The organism is Butyricicoccus sp. AM32-19 (assembly GCF_003480365.1).
GTDB lineage: Bacteria > Bacillota > Clostridia > Oscillospirales > Butyricicoccaceae > Agathobaculum > Agathobaculum butyriciproducens.
In genome coordinates this window covers 97,834-123,229 of sequence record NZ_QUIX01000001.1, presented here as the reverse complement: position 1 = coordinate 123,229, position 25,396 = coordinate 97,834, and the positions used below count along the sequence as shown (strand labels likewise).

The following is a 25,396-nucleotide window of genomic DNA, read 5'->3' as shown; positions in this document are numbered from 1 at the left end:
CTCTGCCGCTTTTGCATTTTATTCGCAGTCGATTCTCTCGATGTTGAAGATAACCAGCCGCGCTTCGTCCGAACAGCAGGTTATCATCTCGTTTTCGCGCTTCATCCAGCCTTTCATAATCGAGCCGCCCTGCAATCCAGTATAGATATAGCACGAAATCGCATCCCAGACCTCGGAGCAGAACGGCAGTTTCGGACCGCCTGCAACGGCATCAGCATCACCGGTGGTTTTGGTCAGCGTGTTGATACCCATGTGCCAGAAATCGTCCCGCACATCATCGCGGTAGAATTCAAATTCATCTCCCACGTTGTAACAGGGGCACACGCCGAAGGACGGGTCGGCGCAATACTGCTGCTGCAGCTCCGGATACAGTTTTTTGTCCAGAACAGTTACTTGTTCATCACCATTCACCTGCTGTATTCAAGAGAAAAGCCACCATATCAGTCGATACAGTGGCTTTTATAGCATTATTTTTTAATCAACCAGCTTATCCAGCTCGGCAACATGATGCGTGCCGGTTGCAGTCTGGTGTTCCGCCTGCTTGGCATACATGCCGACTACCGCAGCGGATTTCTTGATGGACTGCATCGTGCCCGCACCGGCTACACAGCCGCCCGGGCATGCCATGCCTTCGAGCAGATAACCGTTGTACTTGCCGGCCTTGGCGGCCATCAGCAGCTTGCGGCAGTCGCGCAGACCCTCGGCGTTTGCCACCTTGATCTCGCGGTCCGGGTGCTTCTCGTTGATGACGTTGACAACGGCCTTGGCTACGCCGCCGGATACCGCAAAGTTACGGCCGTCCGTGGATGCATCGTTGATGCCGTGCGGGTCCTCCTTGAGATTTTCCACGTCGATATGGCGTGCGGCGAAAATACCGGTCATCTCCTCGAACGTCAGCACGAAATCGACCTCGCTTCGTACGTCCGAACGCATTGCTTCGAGCTTCTTTGCCGCGCACGGTCCGATAAACGCAACCTTTGCGCCCGGCTGATGGTGCTTGACCAGTCGAGCGGTCAGCGTCATCGGGGTGAGGGCCATCGAGATGCAGTTTGCCTGATCCGGGAACAGCTTTTTCGCCATTGCGGACCATGCCGGACAGCAGGAAGTCGCCATGAACGGCAGCTTCTCCGGTACTTCCTCCACAAAGTCCTCGGCCTCCTGTGCCGCACACAGGTCAGCGCCGATGGCAACCTCGATAATATCGGCAAAGCCAAGGCGCTTCATCGCGGCACGCAGCTTGCCCGGTGTCATCTTCGGGCCGAACTGGCCGACAAACGCCGGTGCGACAGCGGCGTAGACACGCTCGCCCGCCTGAATGGCGCGGATCATCTGGAAGATCTGCGACTTGTCTGCGATCGCGCCGAACGGGCAGTTTACAAGGCACTGGCCGCAGGAAACGCACTTCTCGTAATCAATATCGGCTCTGCCATTGCAGTCGCTGTGGATGGCATCCATGCCGCAGGCTGCCGCGCACGGGCGCTCCTGACGGATGATGGCGTGATACTGACAGACATCCATGCAGCGGCCGCACTTGATGCACTTCTCCTGATCGATAACAGAACGGCCGTTGAAGCGGTCGAGCGATACTGCGCCCTTGGGACATACCTCAACGCACGGATGCGCCATGCAGCCCTGACAGCCGTCCGTGACCATGACCTCGTTCTCCTTGCAGGCGTGGCACGCGAACTTGATCACGTTGATGAGCGGCGGCGTGTAGTAGGTTTCCTCTCGGGTGGCAGCCTCGATGTTGTCGGACAGCGGCGCGTGCTCGGCCGCACTGCGGCACGGCAGACCCATCGCCAGACGCAGGCGTTCGCCAACGATAGCGCGCTCGAGGAAAATATCATTGCGAATGTTGCCAACCTCACCCGGCATGATATCGTACGGCAGTGCTTCGATACGGCGGTCGGTCGGCCACTCGGTATGGTACGCCATACGGGCAACCTCGGTGAAAATGCGGTGGCGGATCTCCTGAATACGGGTTTCTACACCTCTCATAGCCATAGTTTGTTTTATCCTCCTGAATTCCTTTGCGACCCGTTGAGCGGGTCGTCCCTTTGTCCTATCTTATGAGCGCTCCCGGCAGAGCGCATGTGCTCTTTTAACAGGATACCATAAACAGGGCTTTCTGCAAAGGGTATTTGTAGATTTTTTAACAATTACTTTGTTACAATTTTACCTGTGTTTTTTGGGCATTCTGTTGAAAAACAACGCGCAGACGGACAGGTGTCTTTCTATCCCTTGCAAAATCGAAGGTTTTACGCTTGACGAAAAGCGAGAGGTACGCTCTGCGGCGCGCGGGAACGGTGCCCGCCAACGCATTTATGTTATAATAAATTTATCCTCTCTGTCAGGATACGCAATCCTCAATCGTATTATAGGTGAAACAACGTTGCTTTCCAAAGGAGCTGAGACCAATGAAACAATTTAACAGGGCGGACGCCGAACGTCTGGTGCAGACGTACTCCGACCTAATCCTGCGGCTGGCTTACACCTATTTGAAGTCCACGCACGATGCCGAGGACATCTGCCAGAATATCTTCCTCAAGCTGCTGACCGGCGGTCAAACCTTTGACAGTCCGGCGCACGAAAAAGCGTGGATCATCCGCGCGACCGCCAACGCCTGCAAAGACAGTCTGCGTGCCGCGCACCGGCGCAATGTCGGTCTGGAGGCCGCTGCCACGACACCCGCGCCTACCGCACCGGATTCCGATGTGCTCGATGCGGTGATGGCGCTGCCGCGCAAATACCGTGAAGCGGTCTATCTGCACTACTACGAGGGCTATTCCGTACGCGAAATCGCGTCTCTGCTCGGTCAGAGCGAGTCTGCCGTTTCCGCACACCTGAGCCGCGGGCGCAAAAGCCTGCGCACCACCTTGGGAGGGGATCTTTATGAACAGAGAGTATAATGATAACAAAATGTATAATTCCGCACTAGACGAGCTTCGCTTCTCCGAAGAAGCGAAAAGCCGCATGGTTGATCGCCTGATGACTGCCGCCGAGCAGCCGGAGCAGCCGGTTACCATTCATCGTGTACGCCGTTTTCCGCGCATCGCGATGGTCGGCGTGGCTGCCGCTCTGGTGCTGAGCATCGGTGCGGGTGCGACCGGCGTATTCAAGTCCGCCGGTGAAGCGTTTGCAGGCGTATTTGGACCGACGGCGGATACCGAGATTATTGATCAGATCGGTCATCCCATTGGCGCAAGCGACACAGCAGGCGGCGTGACCGTCACCGCGGATGCGATTCTGTTCGATGGCTACAACTACCTTATCTCCTACACGCTCGAAAAGGAGGACGGTTCGGCGTTCGACTGCACGAAAAACCCGGATACCGGTCTGCTGAATGTGTACTGGAATCGTGCAGACAGCAATATCGGCCTGAATGCGCAAGGCGCAATCGGCAGTAGCTATTTCTATGACGAAAATCCGAATGATAATGCCATTCAGTATGTTGAAACCATGTCGTACACTGACGCAGTTACGACCGGTGGTACAGCAAAGATTATGCTCGGCGACCTGACAGCAGTAACTGATAACGGCGCTGAAACCAAAACCATCGCCGACGGTACCTGGCATCTCAAGTTCAAGCTGGAGGCCGATAACAGCGCGGTTGAACTGCCTGCCGGTCAGTCTATTCAAGTAGGTGGCAAAACCGCAACGATCAATAAAGTCCTGCTCTCGCCTATCGGCTATAACTTTGTCTACACGGTTGATGGCAAAGCACCGTTTGAGAATGCCGAAAGCGGTCAGGAACCCGCCAGCCACCGCGATACATGGGACGCATTTTCTGCAAAACTGCTTATCAATAAGAAGGACGGCACTGTAATCGACGTGCCAGGCAACGGCAGCAGCATGGACGTGCATGACGGCAAGACCGTCTGCACCCGCCAGGGCACGTTCGATACCATTCTCCCGCTTGATGAAGTGGCGTCCGTCACCATCGGTGATACTACGATTCCGGTAAAATAATCGGCGGAGTGCTTGCATTATCGCAAGATCGGTGCTATAACTATTAACAACAATGTGACACAGCCATGAGCTGCGAAAACCCCGGAGAGTGGTAGTCTCTGGGGTTTTCTCATGCCTAAACAAAAATGGAGAACGGAATGCTGCATGAGCATTTTCCATTCTCCATTCTTCATTTTCAATTAAATCGTCGTCAGCAGCTTTGCGAACTCCGCACGAGTGAACGTACCCTGCGACTTGATCGTGCCGTCGCTGAAGCCCTGCACCAGACCCTTCTGCATACACAGCGCAACCGCATTTCGACGGTCTGCCGCGATCGTGTCCGCATCCTTGACAGACACCAGCGTCTGTGCCGTTTCCGCATCACTCATGGCTGCTGTGCCGTCCGCCTGCAGCAGATTTGCAAAAAGCTGCATCGCGTCCTCGCGGGTCATGGCAGCCGTCGGCCGGAAGTCATTCAGGCCCTCGAGCAGACCGTTTGCGTACACCGCGCTGACCGCCTCCGAGTACCACTCGCCTGCGCGAACGCCTGCGGGCAACGTGCCGCTGCCGGACAGACCGCGCTGACGCGCGATGGTCGTGCAGACCTCAGCCGCCGTGATCTTATCGTTCGGACGGAATTTACCGTTCGCGCCGGTCATCAGCTTGCGCTCGGTCACTGTATTGATATACTGCAGTGCCCAGCAGGTACTGCTCACATCGCTGTAGCCGGTCGCAGCAGCCGAAACTTCGGGCGAATACGACGTCATCAACGCCTTATAGCACGCGCTGTTCCGGTTCAGCACATCGGAAAGCTGCTCAAACGTCAGCAGATATTCCTCTGTATAAGCTCGGCGGGAAGCGCTCTCATATTCGTTGTAAAAATAGGTTACGCCTTTCGTGCTGATGCGCGGATAGCTGTACAGATAAATCGCATGATCGTCCGGCAGCAGCTTCTTGACCGTCTCGATGTAGTCATCGGTCAGCAGGTCGTTCAGTGTGTACTGCGTGCCGGTGTGCAGATCAAATGCCAGACAGTTATTCCACACCGATGAACCGGCGCCTTTGCCGCTCTCGCAGTTGGCCCAGACAACGAGCACCGAGCCTTCCACGGACGCACCGTAGCTGCCCTCGAGCGCATCATACTCGGCGGTAACGGACGGTCCCTTGAGGAAGAACGAGCGGATTTCGCTGTTGATGGTGCTCTGCACCTTTTTGTCGCTCAGGCCGCTGATCTCCGGAAAATCGACATCCCATCCATGCTCCGTGCCGTCCTGCTGATAGCCCATGAACTTTTCGTAATGCACGGTCTTTGCAGTGATGCCGCCGCCAAGGTCGAACGACTTCGGCTGCTCGAACAGCGTTTTGCCGCTGCGCAGGTCAATATATTTGCGGGTGTCGTCCTGCGTGACGCAGACCACGTTCTCGGTCAGAATGGTCGGGTTCTCCGCCTCTTTAACGGATGCTGCAAAGCCGCCGTTTTTGCGGAAGAAAATCAATGTGCCGTCTGCGGTGTTGTGCCACGACAGACCGTAGCGCAGCTCGGAGAAGCCGCTGATGTAGCTCAGTGTGCGGTAAGACAAGCTGCCGCCCGCATCCACCGCGGAAACCGAACCGTCCTCACTGCGGGCCGCGTACAGCCCCTCGCCCATGTAGGACAGATAGTAATACGTCGGCGCCGTCAGCAGCTTGCCGGTGGTATCCATAATGCCCCAGCGGTTGATCTGACGAACCATTGCTTCGCCATCGTGAAACTCCGAAATGGTGTTGTACAGAAACTCGGTCAGCAGTTTGCCCTCCGAAAGCGAATACAGCGCCTGATTGGTGCCGTTGGTGACGACCACCGTGCTCTCGCCGTAAATCGCCATGTAGGAAGGCGTTACGTCATTCGGCAGAGTGTACAGCACCGTGCCCTTGGTGTCGATTGCCTGATAATCGCCGTCCTGCGTCTGCACAAGCGTTCTGCCGTTTGAGAACGCGCCAGCCTTACGGTAGCTGCCCGAAAAGGCAGTCGAACCATCCTGCTTGACATAGGAATACAGACCGGTATCCGCATTTCTGCACAGCAGCAGTCCGTCCTCAAAGAAGCCGACCGCGCCCGGATATGAGCCAATGCGCTTGCCGTCAGTCGCATAATACACGCTGTGGTCAGTGTAACGATACGCAACTATCGTATCCGAAAAATCAACCGAAACCGGCGAATCCGTGTATGCAATGACGAGCTTTCCTGTGCGGTCGATCACCGCCGTCTGCCACTGCTCGTTTTCTACGGCAGCGAGTCCGCAGTCCGCGAAATCGCCTGCCTGTGCGTAAGCAAACGGAAGCACGGTCATGCCGTCCTCATCCAGATAGCCTGCGCGTGTCACGCCGTCAATGTCGGTGTACTCTGCCGGAAAAATGGTGCCGGCCGCAGCCGCACTCACCAGCATCACACACGCAACCGCCAGCGCGGAAAGTGTTTTTTTGAACATATGCTTCACCTGTATATTGTGTAAAGTTCTCTATCCTTGTTATTCTTATACAATATACATTATAAGCACTCACGCACTCTCATACAAGGTCAGGCGGCAAAGTGTAACAATGGTGAAACAACCCGCCGGAATGTTACGATTATGTTACATTCCCAGAATGCACATCAGCTGCCGATAATCGGTGTTGCGCTCTTGGCGATGGATACCTTTTCCACATACGGCACATGTGCGTAAACGTTGGCTGTGGTGGAGATGTCGGAATGCCCCAGCCAGTCCTGAATCTGCTTGAGCGAAAAGCCCTGCTGCAGCAGAATCGTTGCAACCGAATGCCGTAAATCATGAAACCGGATACGCGGCAGGCACGCACGGCGGCACACCCGCTCGAACTCACGCGAAATGTAATCCGGCCGGAGCGGCGAACCGTCCTCACGGCAGCAGACGTAATCGCTCTGGCAGTAGGCTTTGCCGTACTTTTTGCGGTTGGCGTTCTGTCTGCGGCGCAGATCGGTCAGATACCGTCGGAGCGAGTCGGACAGCGGCAGCGTCCGATAGCTGGATTTGGTCTTTACGCTGTCCGCGTAGATCACACGTCCGGAGGACAGCACCGCCGTATGATTGATGATCATGCTCCGTGCCCGAAAATCCACGGCACGCCAGCGCAGACCGGCGCACTCGCTGCGGCGCAGACCATAGGTTGCCGCCAGCACGAACGCCGCCTCTGCCGGCGACTGCAGCGCCGCTGCCAGAAAAATGTTGATCTGCGTCCGGTCGTACACCTGTCCTCGAAAGCGCGTCCGCTTGGGCAGCATGACATTATCCGACGGATTCGTCGGGATAATCTGCAGTGCTACCGCGTATTTCAGGCACTTGTGCATAATGGAATGGAACTTAACGATTGAAGTCGGTGAAAGCCCCTGATCGAATTTCAAGTTGACAAAATCCTGAAAATCCATCGGCCGTGCCGTAGCAAGCGTTGTCCCTCGTGCGGTGAAAAACGGCTTGATGTGCTTTTCAAATGCGTAGCGGTAGCCGTCCATCGTGTTTTCGCGCACCTGCGTTTTCATCTGGGTCAGCCAGCGGTCCATGAAGTCTGCAAACGGCGTTTTCGCTTCGGTCGAGTAGCGCAGCCGCATCAGGTCCTCCGGACGCATGATAAAGTGAATGTAGCCGTCCTCCTCGTAAATGCGTATGTTCTCCATTGAGAAGCCTCCTGTAAAAATAGTCATCCTGCAGTATTCGGCAGCACCGCACAATGAAAGCTGCGGTGCTGTCTTGTCCTGCATTTCCATATTTTACGAAAATTCGACCAAATTCGACAATATTCAATTTGCACAGAAAAGCAACAAAAAACCGCTCCGAATCTGCATTCAGAGCGGTTTTATCGGTTTTATGGCAATTAGATCGTGCGGACAGAGATCATACCTTCGATCGCGCGCAGCTCGTCGAGGTTAGCCTCGGTCGGAGCCTCTGCGGTGTCGATGATGGTGTATGCATAGTCACCCTTGGAACGGTTGCCCATATTCTCGATGTTGCAGCGAACAGCGGAGGTGATGGACGCGATCATATTCGGGATGTTCTTGTGGATCATGCAGATGCGGTAGCCGCCTTCGTACGGAACCTTGAGGTTCGGGAAGTTGACCGAATTGCGGATGGTGCCCTTCTCGAGGTACTCGGTGATCTCGTAAACGGCCATCTTTGCACAGTTGTCCTCGCTCTCCGGCGTGGATGCACCCAGATGCGGGAGCGTGATGGCATTCTCCTGCTCAAGAATCTCGTCGGAAGCAAAATCGGAAACGTATGCTGCAACCTTGCCGCTCTCGAGTGCCTTCGCCATTGCCTTGGTGTCAACCAGCTCGCCGCGCGCAAGGTTGATGACGCGAACGCCGTCCTTCATCTTCTCGATCGCCTCTGCGCTGATGGTGTTCTTGGTATCCGGGGTCAGCGGAACGTGGATGGTGATATAATCACAGTTTGCGAAAATCTCGTCCAGCTCGGTAACGTGCTTGACCGAGCGGTCGAGCTTGAGTGCGCCGTCAACCGACAGGTACGGGTCATAGCCCCAGACCTCCATATCCAGGCCAACAGCTGCGTTTGCAACCTTAACGCCGATCGCACCCAGACCGATGATGCCCAGCTTCTTGCCGGCGATTTCCGGGCCTGCGTAGGTGGCCTTGCCCTTCTCGGCAGCAGGACCGATGTCCGGCGTGCCCTTGAGGCCCTTAACCCAGTTTGCACCCTGTACCACCTTGCGGGAGGCCAGCAGCAGTGCACAGATAACCAGCTCCTTAACAGCGTTAGCGTTTGCACCCGGCGTATTGAAGACTACGATGCCTTCCTCGGAGCAGCGGTCGATCGGAATGTTGTTGACACCGGCGCCTGCACGCGCGATGCAGCGCAGGTTCTTCGGGAACTCGACGTCATGCAGCTTGGCAGAACGAACCAGAACGGCGTCATAATCGGTGAAATCCTCGGAGCAGGTGTACTTTGCCGGATCGAGATCGTCCAGACCTACCTTCGAGATCTTGTTGTAGAGTTTTACGTTATACATGGGATTATCCTCCAATGGAAAATGGAGAATTGAAAATGGAAAATGCCGCTATCCTTGCGCGATACCGCAATTTCCCATTCTCCATTATCAATTCTCAATTATTGTTACTTGTTTTCTTCAGCGAATTTCTTCATGAAGTCGATGAGCTTCTCAACGCCCTCGATCGGCATTGCGTTATAGATGGAAGCACGCATACCGCCTACCGAACGGTGACCCTTCAGATTGGACATGCCGGCTGCCATGGACTCCTTGGCAAACTTTGCGTCCAGTTCGTCGTTGCCGGTGCGGAAGGTTACGTTCATGCGGCTGCGGGAATCTTTTGCGGCTACAGTCTTGTAAAAATCCTGGGAATCGAGGTAATCGTACAGCATGGAGGAACGCTTCTCAGCACGCTCCTGCATAGCCTTTACGCCGCCCATGTCTTCAACCCACTTGGCAACCAGACCGAGTACATAGATGCCGTACGTGGGAGGCGTGTTGTACATGGAATCCTTGTCAGCCATGGTCTTCCAGTCGAGCATAACCGGATATTTCTCGAGCGGATAGTTGCCGAGCAGATCCTCGCGGACGATAACAACGGTAACACCGGCCGGGCCCATGTTCTTCTGTGCGCCGGCGTAGATGACGCCGTACTTGGAAACATCAACCGGCTTAGACAGGATGTTGGAGGACATATCCGCTACCAGCTCAACGCCTGCCGGGGTCTCGGGATCGTACTGATACTCGGTGCCGTAGATGGTGTTGTTGGCGCAGATGTAGAAGTAGTCGGCATCCGGACGGATATCCAGCTCATCCTGCGTCGGAACGTGGTCGAAGTTGGTCTCCTTGGAGGAAAATGCAGCGTGCATGTCGCCGAACTTCTGTGCTTCCTTGTAGGCCTTGGAAGCGAAGCTGCCGGTCAGCGCGTAGTCAGCCTTGCCGGTCTTCAGCAGGTTCATCGGGATCGCTGCAAACTGGGTGGTAGCGCCGCCCTGCAGGAACAGAACCTTGTAGTTATCCGGAATGGAGAGTACGCGACGCAGCGTAGCCTCGGTCTCCTTGATGATGCCGTCATATACCTTTGAACGGTGACTCATCTCCATGACTGACATACCGGAGCCCTGATAGTTCAGCATGTCGGCTGCACAGCGCTCAAGCACCGGAACCGGAAGCATGGAGGGACCTGCGGAAAAATTGTAGATACGATTGTCTGCCATAGTGAATAGCCTGCCTTTCAAATATAAGCGTAAAGACGTTCCCAGTTTACATATCACGGTCTGTCGCGGTGATATTACTTTTATGAATGGAACGTATTATTTATTATAATACAAAGCCCTTCCGTTGGCTACCGAAAAATGTCCCAAAAAATCCGCAATGAATAAACGAATGTCTGCACATTGTGGACAGTTCATGAAAATTAGTAATGCGTAATCAAAAATCAGTAATTTTTTGTGATAGGTAAATGCATACCTGTGAATCACGGCAATTCCTAATTCCTAATTCCTAATTATGTGTTATACTGTATTATAGCACAATAATGTAAGGAGCCAACTCAACTATGCACCACCGCCGACCGGCTGCGCCGCACAGCCACCGTCCCAACCACAGACAGATCAACCGCCTGATGCCGTTCACGACGGCGCCGCTGTTCCATGCTCTGCAGCTGCTCGAGACCGGCGACTCCGCGCGGTTTCACATGCCCGGGCACAAAGGTGAGCCGATTTTCAACACATACGCGGATATTTTTGCCATCGACTTTACCGAAACCTACGGCACCGGCAACCTGTACACCGGCGAAGGTCCTATCCGCGATGCGGAGGTTGCCGCCGCGCGGTATTTCGGCGCGGAGGACTGCTTTTTCCTGACCGGTGGCTCGACGCAGGGCATTCTGGCCATGCTCGGCACAGCGGTCGGACGCGGCGGCGCTGTCCTGCTCGACCGTGAGGTACACAAGTCCGTCTGCTACGGCTGTGCACTGCTCGGCATTACGCCGTATTTCTTTTCTGCACCGCTGATCGAGCCATTCGCGGTTTCCGGTGCGCTTCCGGTCAAGGATGCGGAAGCACAGCTGATCGCGCATCCGGAGATCAAGGCAATCCTTCTGACCTCTCCGACCTATTACGGCATCCGGCGGGCGATTCCCGAGTTTGCCGATCTGTGCCGCGCGCACGGCAAGCTGCTGCTCGTAGACGGAGCACACGGTGCACACTTTCCTGCCGTCGGCCTGCCGACGCCGGTCGCGGAAGGTGCGGATATGGCCGTGCTCTCCATGCACAAAACGCTGCCGTGCATGGGACAGGGCGCCGTTCTGCTCTCCGCGGCAGGCGTGGACCGCCGCGCACTGCGCGAAAACACCATGCTGTTCGGCACATCCAGTCCGTCCTATCCCATTATGGCATCCATTGACCTTGCGCGTGCCTACACCGAGGGGCCCGGTCACGCGGAGTACCGCCGCTCGGCGGAAACCTGCGCCGAACTGCGTACCTATGTGCAGCACCGAACCATGTTCACCGCACTGACCGAGGATCATTTTCCGGCGCTTGACCCATGCCGTCTGACGGTGTGCACCGCCGGAACCGACATCACCGGTCACCAGCTGGCCGATACGCTGTGGAGCGAATGCGGCGTGGCGTGCGAGATGGCGGACGACCGCAATGTTGTGTTCATCCTCACCGGCTCCGACCCGAACGGTGCGATCAGCCGTCTGAAACGCGGTCTGCGGCGCATTTCCAGACGGCGTGAGCTGATTCCCCTGCCGTCCCTGTCCGCACCGTTTCCGCCCGCCGAGCGCGTGATGAGCGTGCGCGACGCATGGTTCTCACAGACCGGTAGAGTCCAGCCTGCCGCTGCCGAGGGTCTGGTCTGCGCCCGTCCGGTCACGCCGTATCCGCCCGGTGTGCCGCTGCTCTGGCCCGGCGAGAAAATTACAGGAGCGCACATTGCACTTATCCGTGAAAGATGGTACAATACAATAGATGAAATAACCGTTGTTGTCCATCAATAACGCGTCTCATCCAAGCAAACGATATGTTTCCGCGCAGCAATGCGAATAGGGGGTTACTATTATGAAAATGGTACTGGCTATCATCAATTACGATGATTCGCAGGATGTTATCTCCAGCCTGATGAAAGCAGGCTTCTCCATCACCAAGCTGGCGACCACCGGCGGTTTCCTCAAAGCAGGCAACGTCACGATCCTGATCGGTCTGGACGAGAGCAAGCTGGATGAGTGCTTTGACATCATCCGCGAGCACTCCTCCTCCCGCAAGCAGATCATGCCGGCAACCGCTGAGCTCGGCATGGGCTTTTTCCCGTCCACGCCGGTGCAGGTCGAAGTCGGCGGCGCAACCGTATTTGTACTCAACGTCGAGCGTTTTGAAAAGCTGTGATTTCATTTGACGCACTTGCAGGCAACAATGCGCTCAAAAACAGCCTGAAGCATGCGCTGAACGAGCGGTTTCCGCAGACTGTGCTGCTGTCCGGTGACGATCCGGCGGCGCTCAAAGCCCTTGCGAATGTGCTTGCAGCCGGTATTTTATGCGAAGGCGCGGGCAGTCATCCGTGCGGAAGCTGTCTGCCGTGCCGCAAGGTGGAGCAGGGTGTGCACCCGGATCTGATGATCGTGGACGAAGGAGAGGCCGAACTCAAGGTCGATCTAGCGCGTCAGATCAAGGCGGAAAACGCCATTATCCCGAATGACGGCGAACGCCGTGTGACAGTCATTCACCATGCGCAGAATCTCAATCCCATGGCGCAGAACGCGCTGCTCAAGGAGCTGGAGGAGCCGCCTGCGTATGCGTTCTTCATTCTGACCGCCGAGCAGCCGGATTCGCTGCTGCAGACCGTGCGCTCGCGCTGCACTAAATTTGCGCTCGAGCCGTCGCATGCGGCGGTGTCGGACGAGGAGGCGGCAAGCCTGCTTGCACCCTATCTCTCTGCGGTTGCCGAACGGCGTGAGGACCGCATGATGCTTGGTGCAATGGGTCTGGAAAAGACGCCGCGCCGTGCACTGTTAGGTGTACTCGGCATTCTGCAGGCCGCTGTCCGGGACGCGATTTTCGTCTCGAAGGCTCTGCCGCAAAAGCCGCTGCAGCTGGCACTCCGCAAGCAGACGCAGGCACTTGCCGGCGCCGTCAGTACGGAACGCCTGCTGGCGGTCTACGATTTTATTGATGTGCTGATCGACCGTGTGTCGCGCAACGCGGCATCCGCGGCTGTCACCTGTGCATTAACAAGCGATATTTACCGCATCTGTTACGCTTCCTAAGCGTTTCCATCATACAGGAGGAAAACTTTTTGACAACAATAATCGGAGTTCGTTTCAAATCGAACGGAAAAATGTATTATTTCGACCCGCAGGGGCTGGAAATCGCACCCGGTACGGGTGTGATCGTCGAGACAGCACGCGGCGTGGAATACGGCGACTGCGTGCAGGGCAACACCGATGTGCCCGATCAGCAGGTCGTGCAGCCGCTCAAGCGCGTGGTCCGTGTGGCAACCGAGGCCGATATGAAAACGCTCGAGCGCAACAAAAAGCGTGCCGACGAGGCGTTTATTATCTGCAAGCAGAAGATCGAGGACCGCGGTCTGGAAATGAACCTTGTCACCGCGGAATGCACCTTTGACATGAACAAGCTGCTGTTTTACTTCACCGCAGACGGTCGTGTGGACTTCCGTGAGCTGGTCAAGGACCTTGCGAGCGTGTTCCGCACCCGCATTGAGCTGCGCCAGATCGGCGTGCGCGATGAGGCAAAGATGATCGGCGGTCTGGGCTGCTGCGGCCGCGAGTTGTGCTGCAGCTCGTATCTCGATGATTTCCATCCGGTCTCCATCAATATGGCAAAGGATCAGAACCTGTCGCTCAATCCGGCGAAGATTTCCGGTGTGTGCGGCCGTCTGATGTGCTGTCTCAAGTATGAGCACGAGGCCTACGCCGAGCTGCAGAAGGTCACGCCGCGTCAAGGCAGCGTGGTCGATACGCCGGAGGGCCGCGGCAAGGTAGTTTCCACCCAGATGCTGCGCGGCACCTGCAAGGTACAGCTGGACGACAGTCCGGAGCACTCGCTGACCGAGTTCCAGTGCACGCAGTGCTGCATGGTAAAGGGTGCGTGCCGCAACCGTCAGAATGCCGCCGCTATGGCCGAGGAACGCCGTAAGCGCGAGGAGCAGGAGGATGCTGCCGCTCCCGCACCCAAAAAGGATGCACCGAAAAAGAGCGAGGCTCCGCATCAGAAGCCGCAGCAGCCGCGTCCGCCGCGCAAGCCTGCCCCGCAGCAGACTGCCGCAGAAGAACTGCCCGAAGATGCTCAGAATGAGCTGTCTCCGGACGGTGAAGGTGCGCCGCGCCGTCGCCGCCGCAGAGGCGGAAGACGCCGCCGCAAGCCGAATGGCGAAAACGGTGCTCCGGAACCGAATTCCGGCGAAGAATGAGAAAAAGAGCGAAACCGCATGGTTTCGCTCTTTTTTTGCGCAAATACAGCCGCTCTCCTGTCTGCAAGCTCAGTGAAGAAAATCGGCTTCAATGAATCACGCTTTCTACCATTCTCCTGCTTATTTTGCCGTGGCAGCGTACTTATCAACCAGCGTCTGTGCCATTTCCATCGCCTTCTCGCCCTTATTCAGACGCAGCGACAGATACGGTGTCGAACCGGCGTTGAGCAGCAGGCGGCCCTTGAATTCACTGTCACCGCAGAGCGCGGACAGGCGCGCGAAATCGGTCTCGGAGAAGGTGAGCAGCAGCCGTCCGTCCTGCTGCTTGATCTCCGCAATCCCCTGCTCGCTGGCCTTAGCATGCAGCAGCGCGATATCCAGCAGCGCGATGGCCTCCGCAGGCGGCTCACCGAAGCGGTCGATCAGCTCATCGAGCATATCACTGCGCTGCTCGTCCGTGCGGATGAGCGCGATACGGCGGTACAGATCGACACGCTGCCCCGCATCCGCAACATAATCGGCGGGAAGGTTGGCAGAAATCAGCAGTTCGGCCGCACAATCGACACGCGGCTTGGGTGTTTCTCCCTTCTCCTCCTGCACAGCCTCTTCGAGCAGCTTGAGGTACAGATCATAGCCGACGCTCATCATGTGGCCGGACTGCTCGGGACCAAGCACATTGCCGGCACCGCGAATTTCCAGATCACGCATGGCAATCTTGAAGCCCGAGCCGAACGCTGCAAACTCACGAATCGCACCGAGCCGCTTCTGCGCGATCTCGCTCAGCGCCTTGCCGTGCCGGTAGCACAGGTAGGCGTAGGCGTGGCGCGACGAGCGGCCTACACGGCCGCGAATCTGGTGCAGCTGCGCCAGACCCATATTGTCTGCGTTCTCGATGATAAGCGTGTTCGCGTTCGGAATATCAATGCCGGTTTCAATAATCGTGGTGCAGACCAGAATATCAATCTCGCCGTCTGCCATCTCGTTCATAACCTTTGCAATCTCTTTCTGACCCATTTTGCCGTGAACGATGCCGATTCGCGCATCCGGAAGCCGCTGCTGCCACATGTTCGCACATCGCTCGATGGACTCCACGCGGTTGTGCAGGTAGTATACCTGTCCGCCGCGTCCCAGCTCACGCCGGATGGCATCAAGCAGCACGCCGTCGTTCTGCTCAAGCACGAACGTCTGCACCGGATGGCGGTTCTGCGGCGGCTCCTCGATGGAGGACATATCGCGGATACCGGACAGCGCCATGTTGAGCGTGCGCGGGATAGGCGTTGCCGACAGCGTGAGCACATCCACGTTTTTGCTCATTTCCTTGAGCGTTTCCTTGTGCCCGACGCCGAACCGCTGTTCCTCGTCCACAACGAGCAGACCGAGATCCTTGAACTTGATCTTTTTGTTGAACAGCTTGTGCGTGCCGATAACCAGATCGACCGAACCCGCCTCCAGCTTTTTGAGCAGCGCAGTCTGCTCCGAGCCGGTCTTGTAACGCGTGAGCAGCTCGATTGTGATGGGGTGACCCTGAAAACGCTGCATCGCAGTCAGGTAATGCTGCCGCGCGAGTACGGTCGTCGGTACGAGGATCGCCGCCTGCTTGCCCGCGAGAATGCACTTCATCACGGCACGCAGCGCGACCTCGGTCTTGCCGAAGCCAACGTCACCGCACAGCAGGCGGTCCATCGGCCGGTCGGACTGCATATCGTCCTTGATCTCGGCAATACAGCGCAGCTGATCATCGGTTTCCTCGTAGGGGAAATCCTCCTCGAACTCGCGCTGCCACGCGTCATCCGGCGGGAAGGCGTAGCCCTTGACCTTGGCGCGCTCGGCATACAGCTTGATGAGACCCTCGGCCAGCTCCTTTGCCGCCGCTTTGGCGCGTGCTTTCGCCTTACTCCAGTCCGCACCGCCGAGCTTGTTCAGCCGCACACGCTCGTTGTCGCCGCCGCCGATGTATTTGGAGATGAGGTCGAGCGAGGTTGCCGGAACATACAGAAAATCCGTTCCCGCAAACGCAATTTTGATGAAATCGCGCTCGGAACCGTCCACCGTCATGCGCTCCATACCGATAAACCGACCGATACCGTGGTGCTCGTGCACGACAAGATCACCCGGTGTCAGGTCAGTGTACGACTTCACCTTATCACGGTTGGACTTCTTGACCTGCGTTTTCTTTCGCCGGGCAAGAACCTGTCCCTCGGTCATGACAACAAGACCGAGATCGGGATACTCAAAACCGGCGGACAGCGTGCCTTCCATGATGTTGACGCAGCCGCCCTTGGGCAGCAGGTCGCTGATTTTTACGTTGAGACCGGTGTCGGTCAGCGCATCCAGCATGTTCCGGCAGCGCAGCGCACTGCCGCACACGACCGCTACCGCGCGTCCCTGCTCGGTGTAGCTGCGGATGTCGGCAGACGCCATGTCGAGGTTGCCGCCGTAGGCGTTCATCTGGTTGGCGATAAAGTTTTCCAGATGCTGCGGTGTCAGCTCGGCCACATTGTTGAGAAAGCTGTCCAGACGCAGAATCTGGCGTTTCATGCTGCATACGCCGACAAAATCGAGCGCATATTCTCCCAGATTCGGCGGCATTTCGCCGCGCTCGAGCAGCGCGGTTACGTCGTCGGCTACACGCGCGTGGAAATCGCGCACCGCGTCACGCAGACGCGGCGTGTCCTCGATGATGACGATGGCATTTTCGGGCAGATAGTCGAACGCGGTCGCCATTTCGGGATAAATGAGCGGCATATACTTATCCGCTGCGGGCAGCGAACCGGTCTCGCGCAGACGTTCTGCGTCCCGTTCAAGGTTAGTCTGCAAATCCGCATGCTGCTTCTTCCGGCGGGTCGAGGTGAGTGCCAGAACAGCCTTTGCCAGTCCTGCCGCACCGCCCTTCGCCAGTGCCGGAATGGATTCCATACACGGCAGACAGCGCAGGCACTCGCACTGCTCCAACCGGCGCTGACTGCCGACGTCGAACGTGGAGATTGAGTCAATCTCATCGTCCCAGAATTCCACGCGGTACGGGTGCTCCGCCTGCGGCGGAAACACATCGAGGATGCCGCCGCGAATGGAAAACTGACCGGTGCCTTCGACCTGTACGCAGCGCTCGTAGCCTGCGCGCGTGAGCGACTGTGCCAGCTCATCCAGCGGCGCGGTTTCACCGGTGGCCAGCGACACGATTGCCGCCTTGAGCGCCTCCGGCGGCATGGTGCGCTGGGCCGCCGCCTGCACGGACGCGACCGCGAAATGCGCATCACGCAGCTCGTCCAGTGCTGCCAGACGGCGCTGCTCGTAGCCGCGCGACACACCGACTACATCCGCCATCACCAGCTCACGAGAGGGCAGCTGTACAATGTCACGCTCGGAAAAACCGCGCAAATCAGCGGCAAATCGATTCGCAGTGTTGTCGTCGTCGGTCAAAACCAGTACCGGACGGCCTGTATCCAGTCCTAACGCCGCCGCCAGATGCGCCTTGTGGATGGCTGATAAGCCAACTGCCAGCACCGGAGTTTTGCCCTCATCAACGGCTTGTTTTAACTGTTTGTATTCTTTTAGAAAAGTTATACTTTTTGTAATTTCGTTCAAGAGGTTCACCTCCCTTTCATAATGGAAAATGGAGGAGTCCGCCTGTAAAGGCGGTTATTGAATCATCGCGCAAAGTGCGATACCAGCGCAGCGCGACTGAAGTCTGCGCAAGGATAGCGCTAATTCTCCATTATTCATTCTTAATTATTGAGACACCAAAAGGGCAGATTTCTCAATCTGCCCTAATGTTATGCGTATTTTTTGCGGAATATGCGTGTTAGTCTGCCTTGTGGCAGGTCTCGCAGTCTGCATCGCAGCCGAGAATCTCGGACGGATCCTTGCCCAGACGCTTGTAATAGTCGGAAATTGCAGAGCGCAGCGCTTCCTCTGCCAGCACGGAGCAGTGCATCTTTACCGGCGGCAGACCGTCCAGAGCCTCAGCAACGGCCTTGTTGGTCAGCTTGAGCGCTTCCTCCAGGCTCTTGCCCTTTACCATCTCGGTAGCCATCGAGCTGGTTGCGATTGCCGCGCCGCAGCCGAAGGTCTTAAACTTAACATCCTCGATGATGCCGTCGTCCGACACCTTGAGGTAAATCTTCATAATATCGCCGCACTTTGCGTTGCCGACCTCACCGACACCGTTTGCGTCCTCAATCTCGCCAACATTGCGCGGATGCGTAAAGTGGTCGAGCACCTTTTCACTGTACTGCATAAAATCTATCTCCTTTTTGTCCAATCAAATGAATATATTGCAGGAAAATCAATCGTAGGGCGTGACGACCCCGGCGCGCCGAGTCGTCGCGCCCTACGGGATACGTTTCCGCTTATCTTAATGTGCGTGCAGCTCGGTTGCAGCGGTCAGGTTAGGATGACCGTTCTCCCAAACCGGGCTCATCGAGCGCAGGGTCTTAACAACATCGGTGACCGTCTCGATGATATAATCAACGTCCTCCTCGGTGTTCTGCTCGCCAAGGGTCAGGCGCAGAGAGCCGTGCGCGATCTCGTGCGGCAGACCGATCGCCATCAGAACGTGAGACGGATCGAGCGAACCGGTGGAGCATGCCGAACCGGTGGAGCCGCATACGCCTGCGTTATCCAATCGCAGGATCAGGCCCTCGCCCTCAATCGCCTCAAAGACGAACGAAGCGGTGCCCGGCAGACGGTTTACCGGATCGCCGGTATAGTGGGAGTACGGAATGTTCTCCATGATGCCCTTAACGAGCTTGTCCGTCAGCTTCTTGACGTAGCCCATCTTCTCGTCCAGACCTTCAACGGCCTCCTTCATCGCTGCTGCCAGACCGATGCAGCCTGCGGTGTTCTCGGTGCCGGAAACCAGACCGCGCTCCTGACCGCCGCCGTATACCAGCGGCTCAAGGGTGATGCCCTTCTTCACATACAGCACGCCGGTGCCGCGCGGACCGCGGAACTTATGACCGGACAGGGACAGCATGTCGATGCCCATCTCCTGCACGTCAATGTGCATATGGCCGACAGCCTGCACCGCATCGGTGTGGAACTTTGCACCGACGGAATGTGCCAGCTCAGCAATCTGCTTGATGGGCTGGATGGTGCCGATCTCATTGTTGGCCGCCATAACGGAAACCAGTGCAGTGTCCTCGGACAGCTCTGCTTTCAGCTGCTCAAGATCTACACGGCCTTCCTTATCCACATTCAGATAGGTAACGCGGTAGCCCTCCTTCTCAAGCGCCTCGCAGGTGTAAAGCACTGCATGATGCTCGATCTTGGAGGTGATGATGTGCTTGCGGCCCTTGGAGGACGGACCGTGCATAAAGCCGCGGATCGCAAGGTTGTCCGCCTGCGAGCCGCCGCCGGTGAATACAATCTCACCCGGTGCATAGTCGTTCTTCTCGTTGACCGGCTCTGCCGCGTTCAGGCACTTGCCGACAACGGTACGCGCATCGTTGAGCGCTTCCTTTGCCGCACGGCCGATGCGATACAGAGAGGACGGGTTGCCGTAGTTCTCGGTCAGCCACGGCTTCATAGCGTTGAACGCAGTTTCGGACATCGGGGTCGTCGCCGCGTTATCCGCATATACAAATCTCTTTTCCATAGTATATCTGCCTTTCTTTGTCCAAAAAGGTTGTCTTAAACACAAGCTGAACAGGCGGTTTTCGACGCGCGAAAACCCGAGCAAAATGATAGGTTCAGCGGGTACTACTAATATACACCCGAAACGGGTATTTTAGCAAGTGAAAAACTGACGAAACAGCACGCGTATCCTGCTGTATTTTGCATTAGTTTGTGCATTTTGTGTAGTTTTATAAGGAGGTTAGCTGTGTTTTACCGGTGCGTGTGCGTATCGAGGCGCTTTTTCAGCCGTTCGAGCACCTCGGTATAACGCTCGGAGCGGGCGGTCGGGTTGCCGCGCAGCAGGCTTTTGCGGGTGCGGCCGAGTGCGGCTGCCCGCTCGTCAAAGCGGCGCTGCAGCTCGTCGAGCTTAGTCTGCAGCTGCTCGCGTGCAGCTTCGGTCTGCGCCCTGCGCTCGTCGGAGCGCATCTCATGCACGGCGGCAAGCTGTTCCTTCGCATCGTCCATTTTCTCGGAGAGCTGCGCTTTCGCGTCGGCAAGCTGCTCCCTGGCATCGTCCACACGCTCGGCAAGCTGTGCCTTCGCCTCGCCCACCTTCTCAGTGAATTCGCCGTGCGCTTCCTCTACACGGTAGGACAGGTTGGTCAGACCGACAAGCGCAGTCTCGGACAGCTGCTGTCGCAGCTCGGCTCCCTGCTCGCGCAGACGGTCGAGTTCCTCGAGCACCTTGGCAAGATCGAGTGCGCTGCGTACGGATACGATCACATCGCTGATAAATGCCGCCGAAAACAGAACGTCGATCACAATCAACCCGATAAACGGCAGACCGAGCACCAGCTTTTCAATCGGCGGATGAATGACGCTCGTCAGGATCAGGCCGAGAAAGCCCCAGCACAGTGACGAGCGCAGGCAGACATAGCCCTGAAACTGGAATCTCTGCTTGGAGTAATCCCAGTATTTTACCTTGAATATCTTTTCCATCACCACGCCGACGATGTATTCAAACACGGTCGCCGCGATCATGCTCGCCAGATACAGCCACACCGGATGCTGCTTTAACGGCAGAGAAACATGCAGCAGGATCACGGCGCCGAAGCCGTAAATCGGCAGCATGGGGCCGCGCAGGAAGCCGCGGTTGACCAGTCTGCGCTGTCCTACCGAGACCACGGTGGACTCAAAGCACCAGCCGAGCATACAGTACAGGTAGAAAACCAGCAGCCACTGGGCGGCGGAATAACTGTAATACACGCTCTCACTCCTCACGATTCGGATTTCGTATTTATCTATTTTATCGAATTTTTTGACTTTTTGCAAGGGGAACGATATAATAGAATCATACTATTTTAATAGGAAGGGCAGGAACGCCTAATGCTGAATTTTAATCTGCACACCACGACTGAGATTGTATTTGGTAAAGATATTGAGGAACAGATCGGCCCGCGTCTGAAAGAGCTGGGAGTGCACCGCATTTTAGTGCACTTCGGCGGCTCGAGCGCACGCACGACCGGTCTGCTGGACCGTGTAGAAAAGAGCCTGTTTGCGGCGGGTCTTGCCTTTGTTGAACTGGGCGGTGTATCGCCGAACCCGAAGGTATCGCTTGTCCGCAAGGGCATTGCACTGGCAGAGCGAGAGGGCATCGACTTTGTACTGGCAGTCGGCGGCGGCTCGGTAATCGACTCGGCAAAGGCCATCGCCATGGGCGTTGCCACCAAAACCGATCCGTGGCAGTTTGCATCCACCGGCACAAAGCCGGATACCACGCTGCCGGTCGGCACTGTGCTGACGCTGGCAGCCTCTGGCTCGGAAAGCAGCAACTCCTGCGTACTCACCAACGAGGAGACCAAGGAGAAGCGCGGTATCACGAGCGAGACCAACCGTCCGCTCATCAGCTTCCTTGATCCGGAGAACACCTATACCGTGTCCAAATTCCAGACCGGCTGCGGCATTGTGGACATCATGATGCACACGCTCGAGCGTTACCTCACGCCGGAAGGCGGCGAAAGCGACATTACCGACCGCATTGCCGAGGGTCTGCTCATTGCCGTGCGCGATGCCGGCCGCCGGGCAATCGCCAATCCGCGCGACTACGAAGCCCGCGCTTCCCTGATGTGGGCGGGCAGCGTTTCACATAACGATTACACCGGCTGCGGCCGCAAGCGCCTGTTCCCGGTGCATAAGCTCGAGCATGAGCTGTCCGCGTTCCGCGATGAGATTGCACACGGTGCCGGTCTGTCCGTGCTGTTCCCGGCCTGGGCGCTGTACGAAATGAAGAACGATTTTCCGCGCTTTGCTCAGCTGGCGAACCGCGTATTTGGCGTGGAGATGGATTTTCATCATCCCGAGCGCACCGCGCGCGAAGGCATCCTGACCATGAAGCGCTTCTTTGAGGAGATCGGCATGCCGACGCATCTGTCGCAGCTGGGCATCAAGCCGGAGAATTACGCACAGCTGGCAGCGAATACCGTCCGCACGGTCAAGGGTCCGGTCAAGAGCTATTCCGCACTCGACGAACAGGCTATCATCGAGATTTATAAGCTGGCGGAGTAAAACCGCCTGTGACAAAGGCAGTGCAATAAGCGTAACAGCTGCGAAGGGAAGGCTGTGCAGCAGCCGCCCCCTGTATCTCATCGCTATCGAGACCAAATGAAAGCAGGGATTTTATGCAAATTGTAGATACCGGCGTACTGACCCCGTCCTTCATGGACTTCTCACTGCCGTCCGAATTTGCGAAAAGTGCGCTGTATTACTGCCCGCAGTTCGGTCAGTTCATCTGTAACAGCGATTACCGGATTGAGCGAAACGGCATTGACCAATACCTGCTGATCTACATCAACAGCGGTTCGCTCTGCATCCGCACAGACGGTATGACCGCTGAGGCGCATGAGGGCGAAATAGCGCTGTTCGACTGCCGCAAGCCGCACTGCTACTGGTGTCCGGACAAGGTTGACTTCTACTGGTTTCACTTCAACGGTGCAAGCAGCAAGCAGTACACCGAATATCTGACCGAGCGCTTTGGCCTTGTGCACGAAAAGCAGCCGATGCTGTCGCTCAAGGACCAGTTCCGCACGGTTGTGCACTCGGCGCAGTACGGCATGAGCACGCAGTTTGCCTCCATGAACGAGCACCAGATTTCCATTGCCGTCCACAGCATTCTGGGCGGTCTGGCATCGCAGACCGTGCGAACCACCGTCATCAGCGAGCTGCTTGCACCGGCACTGGCGTACATTCACGGTCATTTTGCCGATGACATTTCGCTGAACGACCTTGCTGAGATGTGCGGCATCAGCAAATCCCACTTTATCCGCAGCTTCAAGCGATACGTCGGCTGTACGCCGCATGAGTATCTGCTGCAGTACCGTCTGCGTCAGTCCAAGCGTCTGCTGCTGTCCAGTGACCTGACCATTGAGCAGATTGCCGAGGATTGCGGCTTCAACAGTGCGTCGCACTTTGCGCGGGCATTCCGGCAGGAAACGGATATTTCACCAACGGCATTCCGGGCAATTTCCTTCTAAACGCACAAAAAAGACAGACCGCAAAACGGTCTGTCTTTTCTTCTTGTAAATCGTAATTCCGGCTGTCCGCAATGTGCTTCGTGCGGTAGCACGCATTCAATCGAATTTGCGAAGCAAATTCATAAAAAGGCGGGGCGTGTACGCGCAGCGCGACCGAGAAGTCGCGCAAGGATAGCGCCTGCCTTTTTATACAAGGGACGAAAAAATGTGTCCGCAGGACGCGGTTTTTCGTCGAAATTCGATTGAAACCGTGATTTCAATCGAGGCGAAGCCTTTAGCCGCCCAGACCCAGAGGAGAGAACAGCACATAAATGCCAACCAGCAGGATGAACGTAACTGCAATGACCGGCTTGCGGTACTTCCACGGGGTCATATCAACAACCTCAAGATCAGGCAGTACATAGGCTTCCTTGCGCGGTGCAGCCTTGGTCAGAATCGCCATCAGGATCAGGTCAATTACGAATGCGCCTACTTCAAAGTACAGGAAGTGGAACGGCAGAAGGTTCATCATCAGGCCATAGCATACGATATGGACAATGATGGCAGCCTTCGGTGCAAAGCTCGGCATGCGCGGAGCCAGAATACCCATAACAACAATGGCCAGAACCGGAACGCCGTAGTAGCCCCACATCTGATTGAGGAAGGTGCTGATGCCGGCCGGCAGATACAGCAGGAACGGTGCGATAATAGATGAACTGGATAACGCCGGGCGCTACCAGAAAGATCGGGCAGAATACGCAGGTAAGACCGGTCAGCAGAGAGCCCTTCTGTGCTTCCTTCAGGTTCTTAGCGCCGAGTACGCGCTGCATGATGGACTGGTTGGTGCACCAGTAAGAGATGTGGTTGATACCACAGCCAAGTACGATCATCGGCCACGGAATGTACGGCGGCTGTGCGTCAGCAGGCTGGATCGCATTCAGGTGCTCCGGAGAGGATGTAGCGAAAATGCGGATGCCTTCTGCGATGCTGCCGTCGCCCAGTGCGATAAATGCCAGAACCGGGATCAGGATGACCGCGCCGATGATAAAGATGATGCCGTTCAGAGAGTCCGATACGGCTACGGCCTTCAGGCCGCCGAAGATTGCATAGATACCGCCGATTATGCCGAGTGCAACGCACATTACGGTGGTTGCCATGAAACGGTTGCCGCCCATCAGTGCGGTAATGCCGAAGATACGCTCCATCGCTACCGAGCCTGCGTACAGCACCAGCGGCAGCATGGTTACAATATAAGCGACAAGGAAAATGAACGATACAATGACGCGGGTTGCGCGGTCAAAGCGGCTTTCCAGAAATTCCGGGATAGTGGAAATGCCGAGCTTGAAATACTTCTGGATGAAGAACAGTGCCATCAGCGTCAATGCGATCGGGCACATGGTCTCCCATCCCATTGCAGTCATGCCGGCTGCATAGCCCTGACCGTTGCGGCCTACCAGCTGCTCCGCAGAAAGGTTGGTCATCATCAGAGAACCAAAGATAACCAGACCGCTCAGGCTTCGGCCTCCAAGGAAGTAACCGTCTTTGCTGGTCTCGTCCGTTCCCTTGGTTTTAAGCCAGCTTACGAATGCCACCGCTACGGTGACAAGCACAAATGAACCCAGTGTAAATACCATTTTCTTGAAACCCCTCTTGTTTGCTGTGTAAATACGCTGCCATGGGTGTTTGCAGCAGCGTGTCCCTCTTTTTCTCTGCAGCCTGCAGGATAATCTGTACAGAATTGCTAATTTTGTCTATCTCATCCAACTTCATTCCATAGCAATGCCCCCTGATCCCGCTTGGGCAGGAGCAGGGGGCACCACCATATAGAGAAATAGAATGAGAGAAAGGATCTTTGAAATTTGCGTTTATCCATTACGGATTGGCAGAACGTTGGAGCGTTTTCCTGCCGATCCGGAGAGAGTATCTTGCGCATGAACATTATCGCACAATCTGCGTTT

General features: G+C 56.3%; 19 protein-coding genes and 1 pseudogene. 8 read left to right on the top strand and 12 right to left on the bottom strand.

All coding sequences use genetic code 11. The features are described from left to right. Nucleotides 1-18 precede the first annotated feature (18 nt). Together DW806_RS00510 and DW806_RS00505 are read right to left on the bottom strand one after the other, a co-directional pair. On the bottom strand, nt 19-411 hold the full coding sequence (locus DW806_RS00510; protein ID WP_118728779.1) for a TIGR04076 family protein: 393 nt from the start codon (nt 409-411) through the stop codon (nt 19-21). 63 nt (nt 412-474) lie between these two features. Further along, nucleotides 475-1,998: a 4Fe-4S dicluster domain-containing protein gene (locus DW806_RS00505; protein ID WP_118728962.1), complete on the bottom strand. Its 1,524-nt coding sequence runs from the start codon at nt 1,996-1,998 to the stop codon at nt 475-477. A gap of 419 nt (nt 1,999-2,417) precedes the next feature. On the opposite strand from DW806_RS00505, the gene DW806_RS00500 reads away from it, so the two are divergent. After that, nucleotides 2,418-2,909, top strand: coding sequence for an RNA polymerase sigma factor (locus DW806_RS00500; RefSeq protein WP_118728778.1), 492 nt, complete (start codon nt 2,418-2,420; stop codon nt 2,907-2,909). Continuing rightward, entirely contained in the window at nt 2,893-3,969 is a 1,077-nt protein-coding gene (locus tag DW806_RS00495; RefSeq protein ID WP_118728777.1) for a DUF4179 domain-containing protein, read from the top strand. Before DW806_RS00500 ends, DW806_RS00495 begins: the two co-directional genes overlap by 17 nt. 179 nt (nt 3,970-4,148) lie before the next feature. Here the strand turns inward: DW806_RS00495 and DW806_RS00490 are convergent, their stop codons facing one another. From DW806_RS00490 to serC, 4 genes are all read right to left on the bottom strand, one after another. Beyond that, nucleotides 4,149-6,416: an S-layer homology domain-containing protein gene (locus tag DW806_RS00490; RefSeq protein WP_118728776.1), complete on the bottom strand. Its 2,268-nt coding sequence runs from the start codon at nt 6,414-6,416 to the stop codon at nt 4,149-4,151. 164 nt (nt 6,417-6,580) lie between these two features. After that, a complete protein-coding gene (locus tag DW806_RS00485) occupies nt 6,581-7,615 on the bottom strand; it encodes a tyrosine-type recombinase/integrase (RefSeq protein WP_158578247.1) in 1,035 nt (344 codons plus the stop codon). A 197-nt stretch (nt 7,616-7,812) separates the two neighbouring features. Continuing rightward, on the bottom strand, nt 7,813-8,964 hold the full coding sequence (locus DW806_RS00480; RefSeq protein WP_118728774.1) for a 3-phosphoglycerate dehydrogenase family protein: 1,152 nt from the start codon (nt 8,962-8,964) through the stop codon (nt 7,813-7,815). A gap of 104 nt (nt 8,965-9,068) precedes the next feature. After that, a complete protein-coding gene (gene serC, locus DW806_RS00475) occupies nt 9,069-10,160 on the bottom strand; it encodes a 3-phosphoserine/phosphohydroxythreonine transaminase (protein ID WP_118728773.1) in 1,092 nt (363 codons plus the stop codon). 341 nt (nt 10,161-10,501) lie between these two features. Between serC and DW806_RS00470 the strand changes: the two genes are divergently transcribed. The 4 genes and pseudogenes from DW806_RS00470 to DW806_RS15860 form a co-directional block, all read left to right on the top strand. Then, nucleotides 10,502-11,947, top strand: coding sequence for an aminotransferase class I/II-fold pyridoxal phosphate-dependent enzyme (locus DW806_RS00470; protein WP_118728772.1), 1,446 nt, complete (start codon nt 10,502-10,504; stop codon nt 11,945-11,947). Between the two features lie 61 nt (nt 11,948-12,008). Beyond that, nucleotides 12,009-12,332, top strand: a complete 324-nt coding sequence (locus DW806_RS00465; protein WP_110435421.1) for a cyclic-di-AMP receptor — start codon at nt 12,009-12,011, stop codon at nt 12,330-12,332. Further along, on the top strand, nt 12,329-13,210 hold the full coding sequence (locus tag DW806_RS00460; RefSeq protein WP_118728771.1) for a hypothetical protein: 882 nt from the start codon (nt 12,329-12,331) through the stop codon (nt 13,208-13,210). Before DW806_RS00465 ends, DW806_RS00460 begins: the two co-directional genes overlap by 4 nt. A gap of 29 nt (nt 13,211-13,239) precedes the next feature. After that, nucleotides 13,240-14,112 (top strand): annotated as a pseudogene (locus DW806_RS15860) (PSP1 domain-containing protein); the annotation flags it as partial. A 381-nt stretch (nt 14,113-14,493) separates the two neighbouring features. On the opposite strand, the gene mfd reads toward DW806_RS15860, so the two are convergent. From mfd to DW806_RS00435, 4 genes are all read right to left on the bottom strand, one after another. Further along, nucleotides 14,494-17,958, bottom strand: coding sequence for a transcription-repair coupling factor (mfd, locus tag DW806_RS00450; protein WP_118728769.1), 3,465 nt, complete (start codon nt 17,956-17,958; stop codon nt 14,494-14,496). A gap of 217 nt (nt 17,959-18,175) precedes the next feature. After that, nucleotides 18,176-18,610 carry a Fe-S cluster assembly scaffold protein NifU gene (gene nifU, locus DW806_RS00445; RefSeq protein ID WP_118477998.1) on the bottom strand — a complete coding sequence of 145 codons (435 nt, stop codon included), beginning with the start codon at nt 18,608-18,610 and terminating at the stop codon, nt 18,176-18,178. Between the two features lie 117 nt (nt 18,611-18,727). Continuing rightward, nucleotides 18,728-19,969, bottom strand: a complete 1,242-nt coding sequence (locus DW806_RS00440) for a cysteine desulfurase family protein (protein WP_110435446.1) — start codon at nt 19,967-19,969, stop codon at nt 18,728-18,730. A 230-nt stretch (nt 19,970-20,199) separates the two neighbouring features. After that, complete coding sequence (locus tag DW806_RS00435; protein ID WP_118728768.1) at nt 20,200-21,195, bottom strand: putative ABC transporter permease; 996 nt, start codon at nt 21,193-21,195, stop codon at nt 20,200-20,202. 120 nt (nt 21,196-21,315) lie between these two features. On the opposite strand from DW806_RS00435, the gene DW806_RS00430 reads away from it, so the two are divergent. Further along, nucleotides 21,316-22,494: an iron-containing alcohol dehydrogenase gene (locus DW806_RS00430; RefSeq protein WP_118728767.1), complete on the top strand. Its 1,179-nt coding sequence runs from the start codon at nt 21,316-21,318 to the stop codon at nt 22,492-22,494. Between the two features lie 113 nt (nt 22,495-22,607). Beyond that, nucleotides 22,608-23,459 carry an AraC family transcriptional regulator gene (locus DW806_RS00425; RefSeq protein ID WP_118728766.1) on the top strand — a complete coding sequence of 284 codons (852 nt, stop codon included), beginning with the start codon at nt 22,608-22,610 and terminating at the stop codon, nt 23,457-23,459. Between the two features lie 274 nt (nt 23,460-23,733). Here DW806_RS00425 and DW806_RS00420 read toward each other — a convergent pair whose 3' ends face one another. Further along, a complete protein-coding gene (locus DW806_RS00420) occupies nt 23,734-23,970 on the bottom strand; it encodes a hypothetical protein (protein WP_118728765.1) in 237 nt (78 codons plus the stop codon). Next, nucleotides 23,933-25,072, bottom strand: coding sequence for a sodium:solute symporter family transporter (locus DW806_RS00415; protein ID WP_118728764.1), 1,140 nt, complete (start codon nt 25,070-25,072; stop codon nt 23,933-23,935). The genes DW806_RS00420 and DW806_RS00415 overlap by 38 nt, the downstream gene beginning before the upstream one ends. Nucleotides 25,073-25,396: the final 324 nt, after the last annotated feature.

What these genes read in the sequence shown, in the direction of transcription:
- DW806_RS00465 (WP_110435421.1), top strand. Translation starts at nt 12,009, where the DNA reads ATGAAAATGGTACTGGCTATCATCAATTACGATGATTCGCAGGATGTT.
- DW806_RS00425 (WP_118728766.1), top strand. Translation starts at nt 22,608, where the DNA reads ATGCAAATTGTAGATACCGGCGTACTGACCCCGTCCTTCATGGACTTC.
- serC (WP_118728773.1), bottom strand. Translation starts at nt 10,160, where the DNA reads ATGGCAGACAATCGTATCTACAATTTTTCCGCAGGTCCCTCCATGCTT.
- DW806_RS00505 (WP_118728962.1), bottom strand. Translation starts at nt 1,998, where the DNA reads ATGAGAGGTGTAGAAACCCGTATTCAGGAGATCCGCCACCGCATTTTC.
- DW806_RS00415 (WP_118728764.1), bottom strand. Translation starts at nt 25,072, where the DNA reads ATGGTATTTACACTGGGTTCATTTGTGCTTGTCACCGTAGCGGTGGCA.
- DW806_RS00420 (WP_118728765.1), bottom strand. Translation starts at nt 23,970, where the DNA reads ATGATGAACCTTCTGCCGTTCCACTTCCTGTACTTTGAAGTAGGCGCA.
- DW806_RS00480 (WP_118728774.1), bottom strand. Translation starts at nt 8,964, where the DNA reads ATGTATAACGTAAAACTCTACAACAAGATCTCGAAGGTAGGTCTGGAC.
- DW806_RS00500 (WP_118728778.1), top strand. Translation starts at nt 2,418, where the DNA reads ATGAAACAATTTAACAGGGCGGACGCCGAACGTCTGGTGCAGACGTAC.
- DW806_RS00470 (WP_118728772.1), top strand. Translation starts at nt 10,502, where the DNA reads ATGCACCACCGCCGACCGGCTGCGCCGCACAGCCACCGTCCCAACCAC.
- nifU (WP_118477998.1), bottom strand. Translation starts at nt 18,610, where the DNA reads ATGCAGTACAGTGAAAAGGTGCTCGACCACTTTACGCATCCGCGCAAT.
- DW806_RS00495 (WP_118728777.1), top strand. Translation starts at nt 2,893, where the DNA reads ATGAACAGAGAGTATAATGATAACAAAATGTATAATTCCGCACTAGAC.
- DW806_RS00430 (WP_118728767.1), top strand. Translation starts at nt 21,316, where the DNA reads ATGCTGAATTTTAATCTGCACACCACGACTGAGATTGTATTTGGTAAA.
- DW806_RS00485 (WP_158578247.1), bottom strand. Translation starts at nt 7,615, where the DNA reads ATGGAGAACATACGCATTTACGAGGAGGACGGCTACATTCACTTTATC.
- DW806_RS00490 (WP_118728776.1), bottom strand. Translation starts at nt 6,416, where the DNA reads ATGTTCAAAAAAACACTTTCCGCGCTGGCGGTTGCGTGTGTGATGCTG.
- DW806_RS00440 (WP_110435446.1), bottom strand. Translation starts at nt 19,969, where the DNA reads ATGGAAAAGAGATTTGTATATGCGGATAACGCGGCGACGACCCCGATG.